Raw genomic sequence first — 17,184 nt, forward strand, 5'->3', positions numbered from 1 at the left:
TTGACTGAACGACTGCTTAGATATTTCCGCGAAAAACAGCAAGACGTCCAATCAGAAAAAACATACGACACCCAATGTCCGTTTTGCAGTATGCAATGCAAAATGCAGCTTGTGGAACAAACCGTCGTTACACGGAAAAGATATACAGCCATCGGCATCCACAATCCTACGACACAAGGCCGTTTATGCATGAAAGGGATGAATGCCCATCAGCATGCCCTGCACGCCTCCCGCATCACCCAGCCGCTGCTCAAAAAAAACGGTGAATTTGTGCGTGTTTCCTGGGCTGAAGCGCTGAACTATATAAAGGAACAAGTCACCCTGATCCAAGCCAAACACGGCCATAATGCGATGGCTGTCTACGGAAGCGCCTCGATTACGAATGAAGAGGCGTATCTGTTAGGGAAGTTCGCACGAGTCGGCTTACAGACAAAATACATCGATTACAACGGCCGGCTCTGTATGTCTGCCGCAGCAACCGGAGCCAACCAAACATTCGGAGCAGACAGAGGCTTAACGAATCCATTAGCGGAAATCCCCCATACCCGAGTGATCATTTTGGCCGGCACCAATATCGCGGAATGCCAGCCGACCATCATGCCGTATTTTGAACAAGCGAAAGAAAATGGGGCTTATATCATTGCAATTGACCCCCGGGAAACAGCGACGACAAAAATAGCCGACCTCCATCTGAAAATCAAACCCGGGACAGACGCCGCCCTTGCCAACGGTTTAGTCAAAATCATCATAGACGAACAGCTCATAAACGAAGACTTTATTCGGACACGCACGAACGGATTTGATGAGCTCAAACAGCATATCGGTGCTTTAAATCTGGAAGACATCGCCGAGCAGACAAGTGTTCCTTTAGAGCAAATGCGAAAGGCTGCTATGAAGTTTGCCATGGAAACGTCCGGCATGCTGTTTACAGCCCGCGGCATTGAACAGCAAACCGATGGTACCGCGGCTGTGAGAGGCTTCTTAAATGTGGTGCTGATCACAGGAAAAATCGGCAAGCCTTACTCGGGCTACGGAGCGATCACCGGACAGGGTAATGGGCAAGGCGCCCGAGAGCATGGCCAAAAAGCAGATCAGCTTCCCGGCTACCGTTCCATCGAAAACGAAGACCATCGGGCTTATATTGCAAAAGTGTGGGGAGTCAATCCGGATGAGCTCCCGCGAAAAGGCGTCTCAGCCTATGAAATGATGGAAAAAATCAACGATGGAGACATTAAAGGACTGTTTCTTATGTGTTCCAATCCAGCAGTCTCCAGCCCAAATGCCAACCTTGTCAAACAGGCGCTGTCAAAACTGACATTCTTTGTTGCAATCGACTTGTTTATATCTGAAACAGCGAAATTTGCAGATGTCATTTTGCCCGCATCCTCTTACTTAGAAGACGAAGGCACGATGACAAATGTGGAAGGCCGCGTGACATTAAGGGAAGCGAGCCGCCCCTGCCCGGGGGAAGCAAAGCATGATTGGCAGATCATTTGCGAGATCGCGTCCGCTCTCGGAAAAGGCCGTTATTTTCCCTACACGTCTGCGGAGGACATCTTTAACGAATTGAGAGAAGCAAGCCGCGGCGGAATTGCCAATTATTCCGGCATCACATACGACAGGCTCAGACAAGAAGGCGGCATTCACTGGCCGTGTCCGGAGCCTGCTCATCCCGGAACCGGGCGCTTGTTTGAGGACTCATTTGCACATCCGGATCAAAAAGCAGCATTAAGTGTGATCTCAAACGAACCCGTTGTTCCTAAAGAAAAGCCGACTGCCGAATATCCGTTGTTTTTAACGACCGGCAGGGTCATGTCTCATTATTTAACAGGTGTCCAAACGAGAAAAAGCGCCTCTTTGGCCGCAAGAGATTTTGAATCATTTATGGAAATCCATCCGAAAACAGCAGCGGCCTACAATATCGAGGACCGTGTTCTCGTGCACATAGAATCTCCTCGCGGAAGCATCACCGTCCGCAGCAAATGGTCAGAACACATCAGAAAAGACACAGTATTTGTTCCCATCCACTGGGCGGATGCCCAAAACGTAAATGACTTGATTGGTGACAGCCTAGATCCAGCGTGTAAAATGCCCGGTTTTAAGGTATGCGCCGTCCGAGTCAGACCTATTTAAATTTTTCATAAAAATTTTAGAAATTTTCGTATATTTTGTTACATTTTATAACATGCATCTTAAATATTTCTTTTTGCTGTGCTACGCTGGAAAAAACATTGATAAGGAGCGGATCATCTGATGGGGAAAAAACAGCTAGTTCTTGTTGGTAATGGAATGGCCGGGGTAAGGGCCATTGAAGAAATACTGAGTGTTTCACAAGACGAATTCCAAATCACAATTTTTGGTTCCGAACCGCATCCCAACTACAACCGAATCCTTTTGTCAAAAGTGCTGCAAGGCGATACAGATATCAAAGATATTACGTTAAACGATTGGAACTGGTACGAAGAAAACAATATACAATTGTATACCAATGAAACAGTCATCAAAGTGGACATAGAAAGCAAAACCGTCATCACCGATGCAGGCCGAATACAGCCTTATGATGAACTGATCCTGGCTACAGGCTCTGTCCCTTTTATCCTGCCGATTCCGGGCGCAGACAAAAAAGGCGTCACAGCTTTCCGGGACATAAAGGATACAGACACGATGCTCGCCGCGTCAAAACAATATAAAAAAGCAGCCGTCATCGGCGGGGGCTTGCTTGGCTTGGAAGCTGCGCGCGGCCTGCTGAATCTCGGTATGGAGGTCTCCGTTATCCATCTCGCTCCCTTCCTGATGGAACGCCAGCTTGACGCAACGGCCGGACGCCTGCTGCAAAACGAATTAGAAAAACAAGGAATGACCTTTCTGCTTGAAAAGCAAACAGAAGAAATTCTCGGAGATGACCGGGTCGAGGGCGTCAGATTCAAAGACGGCACAAGCGTTGAAGCCGATTTAGTCGTCATGGCCGTCGGCATCCGCCCGAATACAGCGCTTGGGGCCGAAAGCGGCATTCCAGTCAACCGCGGCATCATTGTCAATGATTATATGCAAACCGAAATTCCGCACATTTATGCGGTCGGTGAATGCGCCGAGCACCGAGGAATCGCATACGGACTCGTGGCGCCGCTCTATGAACAGGCGAAAGTGCTCGCTAACCATATCTGCGGTGTTGAAACGAAACCTTATGAAGGCTCCGTTCTCTCCACGCAACTGAAAGTATCAGGAGTCGAGGTCTTTTCTGCCGGTGACTTTCACGAATCAGACGAGAAAAAAGCGATTAAGGTCTTTGATGAACAGGATGGCATTTATAAAAAAGTCGTGCTGCGAGGCAATCAGATCGTCGGAGCTGTTTTATTCGGCGACAGCAGTGAGGGCAACCGCCTGTTTTCGATGATTCAAAAAGAAGCAGATATCTCTGAAACCTCTAAAATCTCAATTTTACAACCTCTCAACCAAGAAGCGGGCACAAGTCTGACCGCTGCCATGAGCAATGATGAAATCATCTGCGGCTGTAACGGTGTGTCAAAAGGAGCAATTATTCAAGCCATTCAGGAACAGGGCTGTTCATCAACAGATGAAATCAAAGCTTGCACCGGCGCGTCTCGCTCATGTGGAGGCTGTAAGCCGCTCGTAGAAGATATCCTTCAGTATACGCTGGGATCAGACTTTGACGCATCAGCCCAAAAAGAAGCGATTTGCGGCTGCACCTCATTGTCGAGAGATGAGGTAGTCGAAGAAATTAAAGCCAAAGGGCTGTCACATACAAGAGAAGTCATGAATGTGCTCGGCTGGAAAACGCCAGAAGGCTGTTCCAAATGCCGTCCAGCTCTGAACTACTACTTAGGCATGATCAATCCGTCCAAATATGAGGATGACAGAACATCCCGCTTTGTTAATGAACGGATGCACGCCAATATTCAAAAAGACGGTACCTACTCTGTCGTACCGCGGATGTACGGCGGTGTAACCAACGCTCAAGATCTTCGCAAAATCGCTGATGTCGTCGATAAATACGAGATCCCGCTCGTCAAAATGACAGGCGGCCAGCGAATTGACTTGATCGGCGTGAAAAAAGAAGACCTGCCAAAGGTATGGGCCGATCTTGATATGCCGTCAGGCTACGCGTACGGAAAAACACTCCGCACGGTAAAAACATGTGTAGGCGAACAATTCTGCCGTTTTGGCACACAAGACTCCATGGCCCTAGGCATCGACCTTGAGAAAACATTTGAAGGACTCAACACGCCTCATAAAGTGAAAATGGCCGTATCTGCCTGCCCGCGGAACTGTGCGGAGTCCGGCATTAAAGACCTTGGCGTGGTCGGCATCGACGGTGGCTGGGAGCTTTACGTCGGCGGAAACGGCGGAACCCATTTGCGTGCCGGCGACTTGCTGATGAAGGTGAAAACAAATGAAGAAGTCTTGGAATACGCAGGCGCTTACCTTCAATACTACCGGGAAACGGCAAACTACTTAGAACGCACGTCCGCATGGCTGGAGCGTGTCGGTTTATCCCATGTCCAAGATGTTCTAAACGATCCGGAAAAACGGCAGGAGCTGAACGACCGAATGAATGAAACGCTCTCTGTCCACAAAGATCCGTGGAAGGACTTTCTGGAAGATAAACAAACCTCTAAAGAATTATTTGAAAATGTCGTGACCACATCATAATGACAGAAACAAACATTGAGGAGGAATGGACATGGTGAACAAAGACGTCACAAAAGTATGTATCGGAAAAATCGAAGAATTGCCTGAACAATTAGGAAAAACAGTGTATATTGAAGATAAGGAGCTTGCGGTCTTTAAGCTTTCAAACGGGAGCATCCGCGCCATTGAAAACCGCTGTCCCCATAAGGGCGGCGTCCTTGCAGAAGGTATCGTCAGCGGCGAATATGTCTTCTGTCCGATGCACGACTGGAAAATCTCCTTGGAAGACGGAATCGTTCAAGAGCCGGATCACGGCTGTGTCAAAACATACGAAACGCTGATCGAAGGAGAATACGTTTATCTCCAATATTGATCAAAGACCGGATCACTTTCAAAGTGATCCTTCATTTTTTACAGTGACGGAAGGATGACATGATCATGAAAAACGGAATCGTATATTTTGTGGGCGCCGGACCTGGAGATCCAGGGCTCATCACCATAAAAGGAAAACAAGCGCTGGAGGAAGCGGATGTCATTTTGTATGACCGGCTCGCAAACCCAAAGCTGCTCGAATACGCATCACCTGACTGCCAGTTCATTTATTGCGGAAAACTGCCGGACCGCCATTTTATGAAACAGGCAGAGATCAATGCCCTGCTGATTGAAAAAGCGTCGGAGGGATTAACCGTTGTCCGTTTGAAGGGCGGAGATCCCAGTGTGTTTGGCAGAGTCGGCGAGGAAGCAGACGCTCTCCACCAGCATGGCATCCGCTATGAAATGGTGCCGGGCATCACCTCGGGAATCGCCGCGCCGCTGTATGCGGGAATCCCCGTCACGCATCGGGATTTCGCTTCGTCCTTCGCCATGATTACCGCACATGATAAATCCTTAAAAGGCACGCCGAACCTTGACTGGGAAGGGCTTGCCCGAAGCGTTCAAACGCTTGTGTTTTACATGGGCGTGAAAAACCTGTCATTTATTTGCCAGCAGCTCATCGCGTACGGAAAATCTCCTTCTGTCCCTGTCATCGTGATTCAATGGGGAACGTGGGGCCGCCAGCGGAGCGTAAAAGGAACGCTGCAGGATATCCATCAAAAAATACAGGAACAGCAAATCACAAACCCCGCCATTATCGTCATCGGTGATATTGTAAACGTTCAAACACACAGCTGGTTTGAGAGCAAACCATTCATCGGGCAGCATATGATGGTAGTCACACATAACGAAGATGAGCATACAATGGCAGACAAGTTGCGCGAATATGGAGCCGATGTCATCGAATGGCCGAAATGGCGAACTGAAAAAATGCCTGTCAACGAGGATATTCTAGAACAGATCAGCGCCTTCGAAGATATTTTCTTCACATCACGCCGTGCGGTTTGCGAATTTTTTCAAGTCCTCGCATCCAAACGAATCGACATTCGCCAGCTGACCGCACGCCTGAGTGCAGCGTCAGAAGCAGGAAAGGCAGAGCTTACAAAACGCGGCTTCATCATATCCGAGCACCATCATAATTCACCTAAAAAGCTGATGGTCGGCAGCCGTCATTCAGTAGAAGAAATGCTGAAATCAGAGTCCTGTTTGTGCTATATCACCCATGAAAATGTCATTGATGAGCGATTCACCCGCATGACCGAGCGTACGATCAGTGAGTCTCCTCTGCATATGATCATTTGCCCCAGCAAGCAGTCCGCTCAGCAATTGATCAGCACAGGAGAAGAAATCGGCATTTCAACAGAACCGTCCGCAAGCCGCCCCCCTGTCATCTGTATAGGCGATGACACGCCCGCCGCTGCATACGGATTTACTGCCGTACAAGACCGTGAGCAATTATTTGCGTTTATACAAAATGAGCAAGTGGAGAAAAAGCTCCTCCACAGCTGATGAACAGCCCTTTTCCAAAGGGCTGTTTTATTTATGAACCAATTTTTTGTGGTGGGTGGAATACATCGCCATATTTTCCGCCTGAGGGTCCAGATAAGATTTCGCACTGTTGACGGCAGTCGGGCCTTCTGTAAAACCGCCGGCAATCAATCTGAGCTTGCTTTCATAATAAGCCGCGTCCCCCGCAACAAACACGCCCGGAAGATTCGTCCGCATATGTCTGTCAGCTTTAATCCGGCCTTCTTCAATCTCGAGGCCCCAATCCTTCATCGGGCCGAGATCAATTTTAAACCCGTGATTAATAATGAGCTCATCAAGCTCGATTTCCTCGGGATGTCCAGACGCCGCATGACAAACGGTGACGCTTTCGATGCGTTCATCTGTGCCGCTAAGATGTTCAAGCCGATAAGGAGTAAGCACCCGCACAGATGACTGCTTCATTTTCGTCACGCTGCTTTCCAGTCCGCCGAATTCCTCTCTGCGATGCACGACAGTAACAGACGCCGCAATCGGTTCCAGCTCATTAGCCCAATCGACCGCAGTATCTCCCCCGCCAGAAATCACGACCCGTTTGCCTTTAAACGCATCAAGCTTCTCCACTTTATAATGAAGATTTTTTCCTGCATACCGGCTTGCATCCTGGCTGTCAAACTCATTGACCTCCAGCGTGCCCATGCCGACAGCCAAAATAACGATTCTTGTATAGTGCTTCTCCCCCTCAGAGCTAGTCAGCACCATGGTTCCGTCATCCAGACGCTCAAATCCGGTCACTCGCTGATTCAGCACAATATCAGGGTCAAACGTCGCCGCCTGCTCCTTCAGCTGTTCGATCAGCTGCTCCCCGGCAATCCCCGGTATCCCGCCAATATCGCGAATCATCTTCTCAGGGAAAAATAAAGACACCTTTCCCCCGAGCCGCGGCAAAAACTCGATCACTTTCGTTTTCAGCTCCCGCATGCCACAGTAAAAAGCCGTAAACAGCCCGATCGGCCCCCCGCCTATAATCGTGACGTCATACACCTCTTGATTTCCAGCCATCCGTCCTGCCTCCCGTTCCAAATCTATCATTAACGTTATATTGTTTAATTGAGAATGAATATCAATACAAAGTATATCATATTTCTAGAGTCCGTGTTCAACCATTTCGTCGGCCCTGAGTAATAATTCCCCCAGTTCACCACGTCACTGGATTTCTTAGAATCCTAAACAAGGTGAAACGATCCTTCCTCCTCTTCCGTCAAACAATCAGTGCCTTTTTTCGTGATATAATCAGAGGCAGCTTACCATGAGCGGAGGTTTTATTGTGACAGCACAATCGTCTTTTCTTCAGCTGAATTCTATTTTTATCAGTATTTTAATAGAAGCCATTCCGTTTATTCTGATTGGCGTCATTCTGTCCGGAATCATTCAAATGTTTGTTTCTGAAGAAATGATTGCAAGGATCATGCCGAAAAACCGGTTTCTCGCAGTCTTATTTGGTGCGCTTGCCGGCATCTTATTTCCCGCCTGCGAATGCGGCATTATCCCGATTACGAGGCGGCTTCTGCTAAAAGGGGTTCCTCTTCATGCAGGCGTTGCCTTTATGCTGACCGCTCCTATCATCAATCCCATTGTTTTGTTTTCTACGTATATTGCGTTCGGGAATAGATGGAGTGTTGTCTTTTACCGGGGCGGGCTGGCGCTGGCTGTCTCGGTGATTATTGGCATTATCTTATCCTATCAATTTAAGGATAACCAGCTTTTAAAGCCCGATGAAGCCGGGCATCACCATCAGCATCACCACACCCTGCTTCAAAAGCTGGGAGGGACCTTGCGTCACGCCATTGATGAATTTTTCTCTGTGGGGAAATATTTAATTATCGGCGCCTTTATCGCAGCCGCGATGCAGACGTACGTCAAAACATCCACTCTGCTTGCGATCGGCCAGAATGATGTATCTTCTTCCCTCGTAATGATGGGCCTGGCGTTTGTTTTGTCGCTTTGTTCAGAAGTGGATGCATTTATTGCGTCTTCCTTCAGCAGCACATTTTCTTTAGGCTCGCTCATCGCCTTTCTTGTCTTCGGTGCGATGGTTGATATTAAGAATCTCTTGATGATGCTCGCGGCCTTCAAAAAACGATTTGTTTTCCTGCTGATTACGTATATTGTCGTGATCGTCCTAGCGGGATCACTACTGGTAAAGGGGTGATTGGATGTTTCGTCTATTGGTGCTGATGGGATTTACATTTTTCTTTTATCATCTGCATACCTCAGGAAATCTAACAAAATATATCAATATGAAATATTCCTATCTGTCCTTTATTGCAATCTTCCTGCTGGCCATTTTGACAGCTGTTCAAGCGTATTTGTTTGTCAAATCGCCTGAAAAAGACGGGCATCATCATGACGATGATTGCGGCTGCGGCCATGATCATGAGCATGATCATGAACAAAACAAACCATTTTATCAGCGGTATTTTATTTATCTTGTTTTTCTTTTTCCTTTGGTGTCAGGCATCTTTTTTCCGATTGCGACGCTTGACTCATCTATCGTCAAAACAAAAGGGTTTTCGTTTAAGGCCATGGAAAGCGGAGACCACTACTCCCAAACCCAGTATTTGCGGCCTGATGCCAGCCTGTATTATGCGCAAGACAGCTATGACAAGCAGATGAAACAGCTGTATAAAAAATATTCTGGTAAAAAAGAGATTTCTTTGACCGATGATGATTTCTTAAAAGGTATGGAAACCATTTATAACTATCCAGGTGAATTTCTCGGACGGACGATTGAATTTCATGGATTTGCGTATAAAGGAAACGCGATTAACAAAAACCAGCTGTTCGTATTGAGGTTTGGCATCATTCACTGTATCGCTGATTCCGGCGTGTACGGGATGCTTGTGGAGTTTCCGGAGGACATAAACATCAAGGATGATGAATGGATTCAAATTAAGGGCACTCTTGCCTCAGAATATTATCAGCCATTCAAATCAACCCTTCCTGTCGTGAAAGTGACGGACTGGAACACCATTAAAAAACCTGATGATCCGTATGTCTACAGAGGATTTTAATTGAAGACGAAACCAGTACAAGTACTGGTTTCTTTTTTATTTCTTTTTCATCAGCATCAAATCAAGATAGAGCTGGCATCGCGTTCTGAAATCGCTTAAATCGATGGATGTCATCTCAAGAATCTGCTTGATGCGGTAATTTAATGTGTTTTGGTGAATAAACAGCTGTTCTGCGGCTGGTTTTGTTTTGCAGTTGTTGAGGAGATAGATTTCCAGCGTCTTCAGCAGCTCGGTGTTGCTTTCTTGGTCTTTCGCTTTTAGTAAAGCTAAATCCTTATTCTCGTATTCCAAAAAGTCATTTTTCTGTTCAATGCTTTCTAAATAACGATAAATACCGAGCTTCTCATATTCATATGGAATGTTTTCCTGGTTGCCGGTTATTTCTGCGGCTTTAATGACTTCCAATGCTTCTGTATAGCTTTTGCCGAGCTTTAAGATGTGGTCATATTCGTTTCCGATACCGATATAGATAGGGGTAGGAATTTTTTGAAAGTGAAAATGTGTTAACAGCTTGTTAATGAATTCAGCAGCTGCTGAGGAGGCGGAGCTTTTTTGGGAAAAACTCGCTACGACGATGACAATATTTGATTCTATCGTTAAGACATGACTGACTTTATCCCGCAAATTCAGGTAAGACCTGATATTTTCCTTTAAATCTTCCACCGCTTCCCCATCCCCATTCGCGGCGTGCAGGATGACAACTGAAAACACAGAAGGCAGCACAGTGTTGATTCTCTCAGCTTCCCGCCTGAGCTCCTTTTCAGAAATAAATTGCTGATAGATAGCCCGTTTGATGAGGTCCTCAGCTCTTTCTTCCTTTTCCTGTTTCAGCTTGTTCGCTTTATAAATAATTTTTCCGACATGGAAGGAGGTCTCGTACAAAAAGTCGAGCTCTTCGTCTGTCAGATCACGATCCAGTTCCTGAATCCAGATGTAGCCCATGACTTCCCCTTTATGCTTTGCACTCACGACTACCCTCTGATTTAACCCAATGCTCTCAATTTTATTGACGCGAAAAGGCTCAGGTTCTGTTTTCAGCTTTTCAATGATCCCGTCCTTCAAAAACCTCTCAAAAATCTGAACCGGACATTTTTTTGAAAAAATAGTCTGCTGGTTCGCAGAATCAAAATGGTTAATATAGTAAGAATTGTAGGCTAACAAAAAGAAATCCGCGCTTTCCAGTATCACTGGTTTTTGCAGCTCATAGCTGATAAAGTCAATCAGCTTATCAACATCTGAAAATGAAAAAACTCTCTCTAAAAGCTCTTCCATACCTTTTTCTCCTATACTTTTTTTACTTTAATCATATCCATACGGGGTCTTTTTGTATAGAAAAAAATACGTTTGTTTCCAAAAGAAAAAACAGCGGTCTTAAAAGGAGAAAAGAGGAAAAAGGGACATCCCCTTCCTCCTCCTTTCAATCTTTATTGTGACATCGTATCTTGGTAGTCTTTAAACTGGTCTGTAACATCTTGTGACGGAGCCTGCGTCAATACACTGACGATATAGACAGATAATAGACTCGCAGCAAAACCAGGTATGATTTCATACAGAAAGTCCGAAAGACCGGCATTCGCCCAAATGATTACAGTTGCTGCTCCCACAATCATGCCGGCGAGTGCCCCCCATTTGGTCATTCGTTTCCAAAACAGACTGAGCAGTACAACCGGCCCGAATGATGCACCGAAGCCCGCCCACGCGTAGCTGACCAACCCAAGGATGGTATTGTTTTTCTCCCAAGCCAGAACTAACGCGACAATTGAAACAGCCAGCACAGCCAGACGGCCCAAAAACACCAGTTCTTTATCAGAAGCTGAGCGCCGGAACATCGACTTATACAAATCCTCTACCAAGGAGCTTGACGTAACAAGCAGCTGGGAAGAAATTGTACTCATAATGGCCGCTAAAATCGCAGAAATTAGAAAGCCTGTAATAATTGGGTGGAATAAAATATTTCCCAATTGGATAAATATGGTCTCCGGGTCCTTCAATGACATGCCCCGCTGATGGTAATAAGCGATTCCGCCCAAGCCTGTCAGCACTGCGCCGACTGCCGAAAGAATCATCCATCCCATTCCGATTCTGCGCGCTCTTTTTATCTCTTTGACAGATGTAATCGCCATAAAACGCACAATGATATGCGGCTGGCCAAAGTAGCCCAAGCCCCAGGCAAACAGTGAAATGATGCCAAGAACACTGGTTCCTTTAAAAATATTAAACATATCAGGATCCACAGAGCGGATCTCAGCAGTTGTTTCACCTATTCCCCCGGTGTGGAAAAACGCAACGATAGGAACGAGAATAAGCGCTGCAAACATAATGATCCCTTGAACAAAATCTGTCCAGCTGACAGCCAGAAAGCCGCCAAACAGGGTATACGCCACAACAACACCTGTCACCACCCACAAGCCGGTGTGATAATTCATTCCCAGGATGCTGTTGAACAAGACGCCGCCGGACACCATTCCGGACGATACATAAAATGTGAAAAAGACTAAAATGACAATTCCCGAAAACAATCTAAGGAGCTTTGTTTGATCTCCGAAACGATTCTCAAGGAATCCGGGAATCGTAATTGAATTCCCCGCTTTTTCAGTATATGTTCTCAGCCGCGGTGCGACGTAGAGCCAGTTCGCCCATGCACCAAGGCAAAGACCGAACACAATCCAAATACCGCTCAGCCCAGTTGAAAACATGGCGCCCGGAAGCCCCATCAGCAGCCAGCCGCTCATATCGGCAGCTCCCGCACTGAGAGCGGTTACAGCCGGACCTAAGGAACGTCCTCCCAGCATGTAATCCGTCAGGTTTGACGTACGTTTGTAGGCAAAGTAGCCGATCAGCAGCATCCCCGCCATATAAATACAAATCGAAATGATCAGCTGTGTGTTTTCTATAGCACTTCCTCCTCTTTTTTATAGTATATGGATGAAATGGACACCCCCGCAGGGAGGATGCCCATTTAGTCCCGCTTTAGAACATTTCACTGATTGTTTTTGCCTGCATGTGCAGTGCCAGGTAATCCGGACCGCCGGCTTTTGAATCCGTGCCGGACATTTTGAAGCCGCCGAATGGATGGTAGCCAACGATGGCTCCTGTACAGTTGCGGTTAAAGTACAGATTTCCAACATGGAATTCTTGTTTTGCACGCTCAATGTGCTTGCGGTTGTTTGTGATTACCGCTCCCGTTAAACCGTACTCAGTATTGTTCGCCACTTCTAAAGCTTCATCAAAGCTTGATACTTTAGAGAAAGCGACAACAGGCCCGAAAATTTCTTCCTGCATGAGTCTTGCTTTCGGATCAAGGTCAGCGAAGATCGTCGGTTTGATGAAGAATCCTTTTGAATCGTCACCAGTACCGCCGCTTACTAATCGGCCTTCCTCTTTTCCGATCTCGATATAGCTCATAATTTTATCATAAGAACCCTGGTCAATGACAGGTCCCATGTAAACATCTGCGCTGTCAGGACTTGCCGTTACTTTAGACTCTGTGATTTCAATAACGCGCTCTAATACTTGATCATACACTTTTTCATGGACAACAGCACGTGAACCTGCAGAACATTTTTGGCCCGCAAAGCCGAATGCAGATGTAAAGATGGATTGAGCCGCCAATTCAATGTCCGCATCCTCATCGACAACAACCGTATCCTTACCGCCCATTTCAGCGATAACACGCTTTAAGTGCTGCTGGCCTGGCTGAACTTTTGCCGCGCGTTCGAAGATTCTCGTACCGACTTCTCTTGATCCCGTAAACGTGATAAGGCTTGTTTTTGGATGGTCAACAAGGTAGTCACCGACTTCCGCTCCGCTTCCAGGAACAAAGTTGACAACGCCTTTTGGCAGGCCGGATTCTTCAAGAACCTCAACGAATTTCGCAGCAATGACAGGCGTTGCGCTCGCAGGCTTAAGAACAACTGTGTTTCCGGTAACGATCGGCGCTACTGTTGTTCCTGCCATAATCGCGAACAAGAAGTTCCAAGGCGGAATAACGACTGTTACGCCAGTCGGCGTGTATACATATTGGTTTTTCTCGCCTTCACGGCTGTTGACCGGTTTGCCTTTTGCCAGTTCAATCATTTGGCGCGCATAATATTCCATGAAGTCAATCGCTTCAGCAGTATCAGCATCTGCCTCGTTCCAAGGCTTCCCTGCTTCTTTCACGAGCAATGCGGAGAATTCATGCTTTCTGTTGCGGACTTTGGCAGCCGCGCGGAACAGGACAGCCGCTCTTTCTTCTGGAGACGTGTATCTCCACTCTTCAAAGGCTTTAGCTGCAGCTTCAATGGCTTGCTCAGCGTGCTCTTGAGAAGCTTTTGAGACTCTGCCGACAACCTCTTCTTTATTAGCCGGGTTAATGGAAACGATCTTCGCTTCTGTTTCCACTCTTTCACCGTTGATGATAAGCGGATAGTCTTTTCCTAAATATTCGTTTACTGTCGCAAGCGCTTTTTTAAACGCTTCTACGTTGTTTTCGTCTTGGAAATTTGTGAATGGTTCATGTTTGTAAGGTGTTGTCATTGTAATCTCTCCCCTTTTTTACTTCTTCGTCATTCCTTTGAAAGCAAATGCAATATTTGACGGACGTTCTGCCAAGCGTCTCATAAAGTAGCCGTACCAATCCTCTCCGTAAGGCAGGTAGACTCTCATGTTATAACCTTCTTTTACGAGGCTGAGCTGGGTTTGCGACCGCATGCCGTACAGCATCTGGAATTCAAACATGTCATTGGAAATGCCGTTTTCCCTGGCAAGCTGCTTTGTATAATCGATCATTTTATCGTCATGTGTCGCAATCGCTGTGTAGTGACCATTTAAGAGCTGCTTTCGGATGATTTTTTTGTAGTTCTCATCGACATCGCTTTTTTCCGGAAAAGCCACTTTTTCTGATTCCTTATATGCTCCTTTTACAAGACGAAGGAACGGTTTCAAAGAATCCAAATCGTCAATATCGTTTTCCGTGCGGTACAGATAGGCCTGCAACACCGTGCTTACATACTCGTATTTCCTTCTGAAATCCTTGAAAATATCAAGCGTTTTCTGGCATCTGACCTCGTCTTCCATGTCTATGGTGACCATGACTTTATGCTTCTCGGCCGTCTGGACGATTTTCGTCATATTTTCATACACCAGATCCATATCTATATCCAGACCTAAAGACGTCATCTTTAAAGAAACGTGTGAGTTCAGCTGCTGATCCGCAATGGTCTCAATGGTTTGGATGCATTCTTCCGTGCGTTCTCTTGCGACCTCGGCGCTGTTCACAAACTCGCCTAAATGATCGACAGTAACTGACAAGCCTTGGCTGTTAAGCTGTCGAATTGTCGGGATTGAACTGTTAAAATCATTCCCGCCGATAATTTTACCCGCTGCCACCCGGCTTCCCCAGTTTCTCGCCATCTTATTGAGAAAGCCGCTTTTGGATAAAAATAAGAAAAAATCTCTTGTGATCACTTCCAACCTCAACACCCCGCAATCTAAGAAGTATTTGTATGAGTTTATTGTAAATGGACAAAACCTCCGTTCACAATATTCTCAAAATACAAAGATTCTGATTATTTTTGTGGGTTTCTCACAATCAGATAGTTAGAAAGTCGGGGGACTTCCTGTCGAAATATGGAGAGAGGAAGCGACATGAAACATCAGCTTCCCCCATCATTCCACACTTCTTCAACAGTATTCAAAAGCAACCGATTCAGCTCAGGCGTGATATCTTTTTTGATGATTTTCAGCGTTTTCGCCGTCTCCATAATCCTTTCAATCTCTGTTTCAATGAATTGGTGAATTACATGAATTCTTGCTTCAAGATCCAGTTCTTCACCTTTTCTTTTGCGCTCAAGCAAGGTTTCCATCTCTGCTCTCAGTTCGGGTTCCGTAATCAATTCATTCATCAAAACAGTAAAATCCATCGGCGGAATGGTTCCGTGCTTTTCAATCCACTTACACGCCAGTATCGGCCGCAGCACGTAAAAATACTTTTTGATTTTCACCTCTTGCCCTTGCAGGTAATCCTTGACGTTTCTTTTTGCCATATTGATATAGTGATACACACTGGCTTCAGGCTTAAACGCTGTGCTTCGCAGCTTTCTCAGCTGCTCTGCGGTCGTAAAGGCTTCGTAATACACAATGTCTGAGGACAGCCACTCAAGCAGCGGAGGGTTTGATTTTTTGAATAGACGGAGCGTTTTCCTCAGTTCCCAGCCGCTGATGTCCAACAAATCGTGAATCGGCTCTTCAATGACATCCCTCTCCTGCTCGATTGAAAAATACCATTCCTTCTTCGGCACATAAATAAAGCGGACATCATAATCGCTGTCTTGCGATGGAAATCCCCAAGCACGGCTTCCTGATTCAACGGCATACACAATTTTAACGCTGTACTCTTGCTCAATTCGTTTTAGTTCATCAATGATTCTTTGTTTCATATATATTCGTCTCCCGTCTTTTATCATTCCGGCTGTCTGCAGAAAAAAACCGCCCGATGATGCGGCGGCTCTTCACGTCTGTCAGCCTTTAAGATGCTGCTTAAAGAAGGCAAGCTTTTCCGTCTGAAAGGCAGGGATATACTCATGCCCAAAGTAGCGGTACACCTTCAGCTCTTTTTCTGTCTCCAGATGGTTATAGGCCGCAAACACAGTAGAAGGCGGCGTAATCTTGTCAATCAGCCCGATCGACATCAGTACAGGCACCTTCACCCTGTCAGCCAGATTCATAATATCGAAATACGTTAGTGTATTCATGGCCCGCTCTTCTGTTTCCGGGCTGCCATTTCTTCTGAAAAAGGAATTGATTTCGAGATACGGCTGTTCAAGCGCCACATCGATGGCCCGCTCGAAATTGCTTAAATAAGGATAATCAGCAACAGCGGCTTTCGGAATATCTGACAGAGCAGCGGCCGCAATGGTTATGCCTCCGCCCTGGCTTCCGCCTGTCACGCCGATTCTCGTTTCGTCGACTTCATCAAAGCTGCTGATGACTTCAAGCGCGCGGACGGCGTCCAAATAAACTCCCCGGTAGTAGTATGTATCTTTATCAAGAATTCCTTTTGTCATCCAGCCCAATGCGTGGCCGTGCGGAGAAATACTGGTGTCCTCGCTGCCCTGCTGGCCGCGGACAAGCATGCCGAACGCAGCGTATCCGTGCAGCGCCCAATTGACCATTTCATGAATGTCTCCGTCATAGCTTGCATTGTAGCCGTGATATTTGACGATTGCCGGATGCGGGCCTTCTTTGTCAGGCACCGCATACCATCCGGCAATGCTGGCATTTCCAAAACTTTTATAGGTAAGGCGGTATACCTTCACTCCATCAGCAGGATAATCAACCGGCTGTAAGTCAGGAACTGCTTGAACTTCGGCAAGCTCATTCAAAGAGGACTTCCAAAACTCAGAAAAATCTTTTTGGGCAGTTTTGTCAGGCTTATACGTTTGCAATTGGTCGAGCGGCATATCGAATAGTTGCATTTCCGATTATTCTCCTTTGTTTAATAAGATTTGGTTTATTCTATACTATCACGTTTTGAGCCTTTTTTCGAAATTTTTTAACATCTGATTTCTGTTTAATCTGTGAATTCGTTCTTGGCATGAATACACTTCTGTTCCTTGTA

General features: G+C 46.4%; 13 protein-coding genes. 6 read left to right on the forward strand and 7 right to left on the reverse strand.

All coding sequences use genetic code 11. The annotated features are described in order from the left end of the window. The 4 genes from nasC to cobA all read left to right on the forward strand — a co-directional run bounded on the left by nasC (position 1) and on the right by cobA (position 6,534). The gene (gene nasC / locus V6D42_RS17700; RefSeq protein WP_333514111.1) at positions 1 to 2,133 is read left to right on the forward strand and encodes an assimilatory nitrate reductase catalytic subunit NasC; all 2,133 of its coding nucleotides are present in this window, start codon (positions 1 to 3) and stop codon (positions 2,131 to 2,133) included. Positions 2,134 to 2,253: 120 nt separating this feature from the next. Next, the gene (gene nasD / locus V6D42_RS17705; protein ID WP_333514112.1) at positions 2,254 to 4,671 is read left to right on the forward strand and encodes an NADPH-nitrite reductase; all 2,418 of its coding nucleotides are present in this window, start codon (positions 2,254 to 2,256) and stop codon (positions 4,669 to 4,671) included. A gap of 31 nt (positions 4,672 to 4,702) precedes the next feature. Then, positions 4,703 to 5,023: a nitrite reductase small subunit NirD gene (gene nirD / locus V6D42_RS17710; protein WP_286059074.1), complete on the forward strand. Its 321-nt coding sequence runs from the start codon at positions 4,703 to 4,705 to the stop codon at positions 5,021 to 5,023. Between the two features lie 59 nt (positions 5,024 to 5,082). Further along, on the forward strand, positions 5,083 to 6,534 hold the full coding sequence (cobA, locus tag V6D42_RS17715) for a uroporphyrinogen-III C-methyltransferase (protein WP_333514113.1): 1,452 nt from the start codon (positions 5,083 to 5,085) through the stop codon (positions 6,532 to 6,534). A 27-nt stretch (positions 6,535 to 6,561) separates the two neighbouring features. Here the strand turns inward: cobA and V6D42_RS17720 are convergent, their stop codons facing one another. Beyond that, entirely contained in the window at positions 6,562 to 7,572 is a 1,011-nt protein-coding gene (locus V6D42_RS17720) for an NAD(P)/FAD-dependent oxidoreductase (RefSeq protein WP_333514114.1), read from the reverse strand. 265 nt (positions 7,573 to 7,837) lie between these two features. Between V6D42_RS17720 and V6D42_RS17725 the strand changes: the two genes are divergently transcribed. After that, positions 7,838 to 8,722: a permease gene (locus tag V6D42_RS17725; protein WP_326223590.1), complete on the forward strand. Its 885-nt coding sequence runs from the start codon at positions 7,838 to 7,840 to the stop codon at positions 8,720 to 8,722. Positions 8,723 to 8,726: 4 nt separating this feature from the next. After that, positions 8,727 to 9,584 (forward strand): TIGR03943 family putative permease subunit, encoded by an 858-nt coding sequence (locus V6D42_RS17730; protein ID WP_333514115.1) that lies wholly within the window; start codon positions 8,727 to 8,729, stop codon positions 9,582 to 9,584. 36 nt (positions 9,585 to 9,620) lie between these two features. On the opposite strand, the gene putR is transcribed toward V6D42_RS17730, so the two are convergent. The 6 genes from putR to cah all read right to left on the reverse strand — a co-directional run bounded on the left by putR (position 9,621) and on the right by cah (position 17,041). Continuing rightward, positions 9,621 to 10,856, reverse strand: a complete 1,236-nt coding sequence (putR, locus tag V6D42_RS17735; protein ID WP_333514116.1) for a proline utilization transcriptional regulator PutR — start codon at positions 10,854 to 10,856, stop codon at positions 9,621 to 9,623. A 152-nt stretch (positions 10,857 to 11,008) separates the two neighbouring features. Further along, positions 11,009 to 12,463, reverse strand: coding sequence for a sodium/proline symporter PutP (putP, locus tag V6D42_RS17740; protein WP_411803890.1), 1,455 nt, complete (start codon positions 12,461 to 12,463; stop codon positions 11,009 to 11,011). A gap of 91 nt (positions 12,464 to 12,554) precedes the next feature. Then, positions 12,555 to 14,102, reverse strand: a complete 1,548-nt coding sequence (pruA, locus tag V6D42_RS17745) for an L-glutamate gamma-semialdehyde dehydrogenase (RefSeq protein ID WP_010332959.1) — start codon at positions 14,100 to 14,102, stop codon at positions 12,555 to 12,557. A gap of 18 nt (positions 14,103 to 14,120) precedes the next feature. After that, positions 14,121 to 15,032 (reverse strand): proline dehydrogenase PutB, encoded by a 912-nt coding sequence (putB, locus tag V6D42_RS17750; protein ID WP_081638229.1) that lies wholly within the window; start codon positions 15,030 to 15,032, stop codon positions 14,121 to 14,123. 188 nt (positions 15,033 to 15,220) lie between these two features. Next, positions 15,221 to 16,003 carry a nucleotidyltransferase domain-containing protein gene (locus tag V6D42_RS17755; RefSeq protein ID WP_333514117.1) on the reverse strand — a complete coding sequence of 261 codons (783 nt, stop codon included), beginning with the start codon at positions 16,001 to 16,003 and terminating at the stop codon, positions 15,221 to 15,223. Between the two features lie 81 nt (positions 16,004 to 16,084). Then, complete coding sequence (gene cah, locus V6D42_RS17760) at positions 16,085 to 17,041, reverse strand: cephalosporin C deacetylase (protein ID WP_010332956.1); 957 nt, start codon at positions 17,039 to 17,041, stop codon at positions 16,085 to 16,087. Positions 17,042 to 17,184 lie beyond the last annotated feature (143 nt).

The sequence above is a fragment of the Bacillus sp. 0909A genome, assembly GCF_036765115.1.
In the GTDB taxonomy this organism is placed as follows: Bacteria; Bacillota; Bacilli; order Bacillales; family Bacillaceae; genus Bacillus; species Bacillus mojavensis.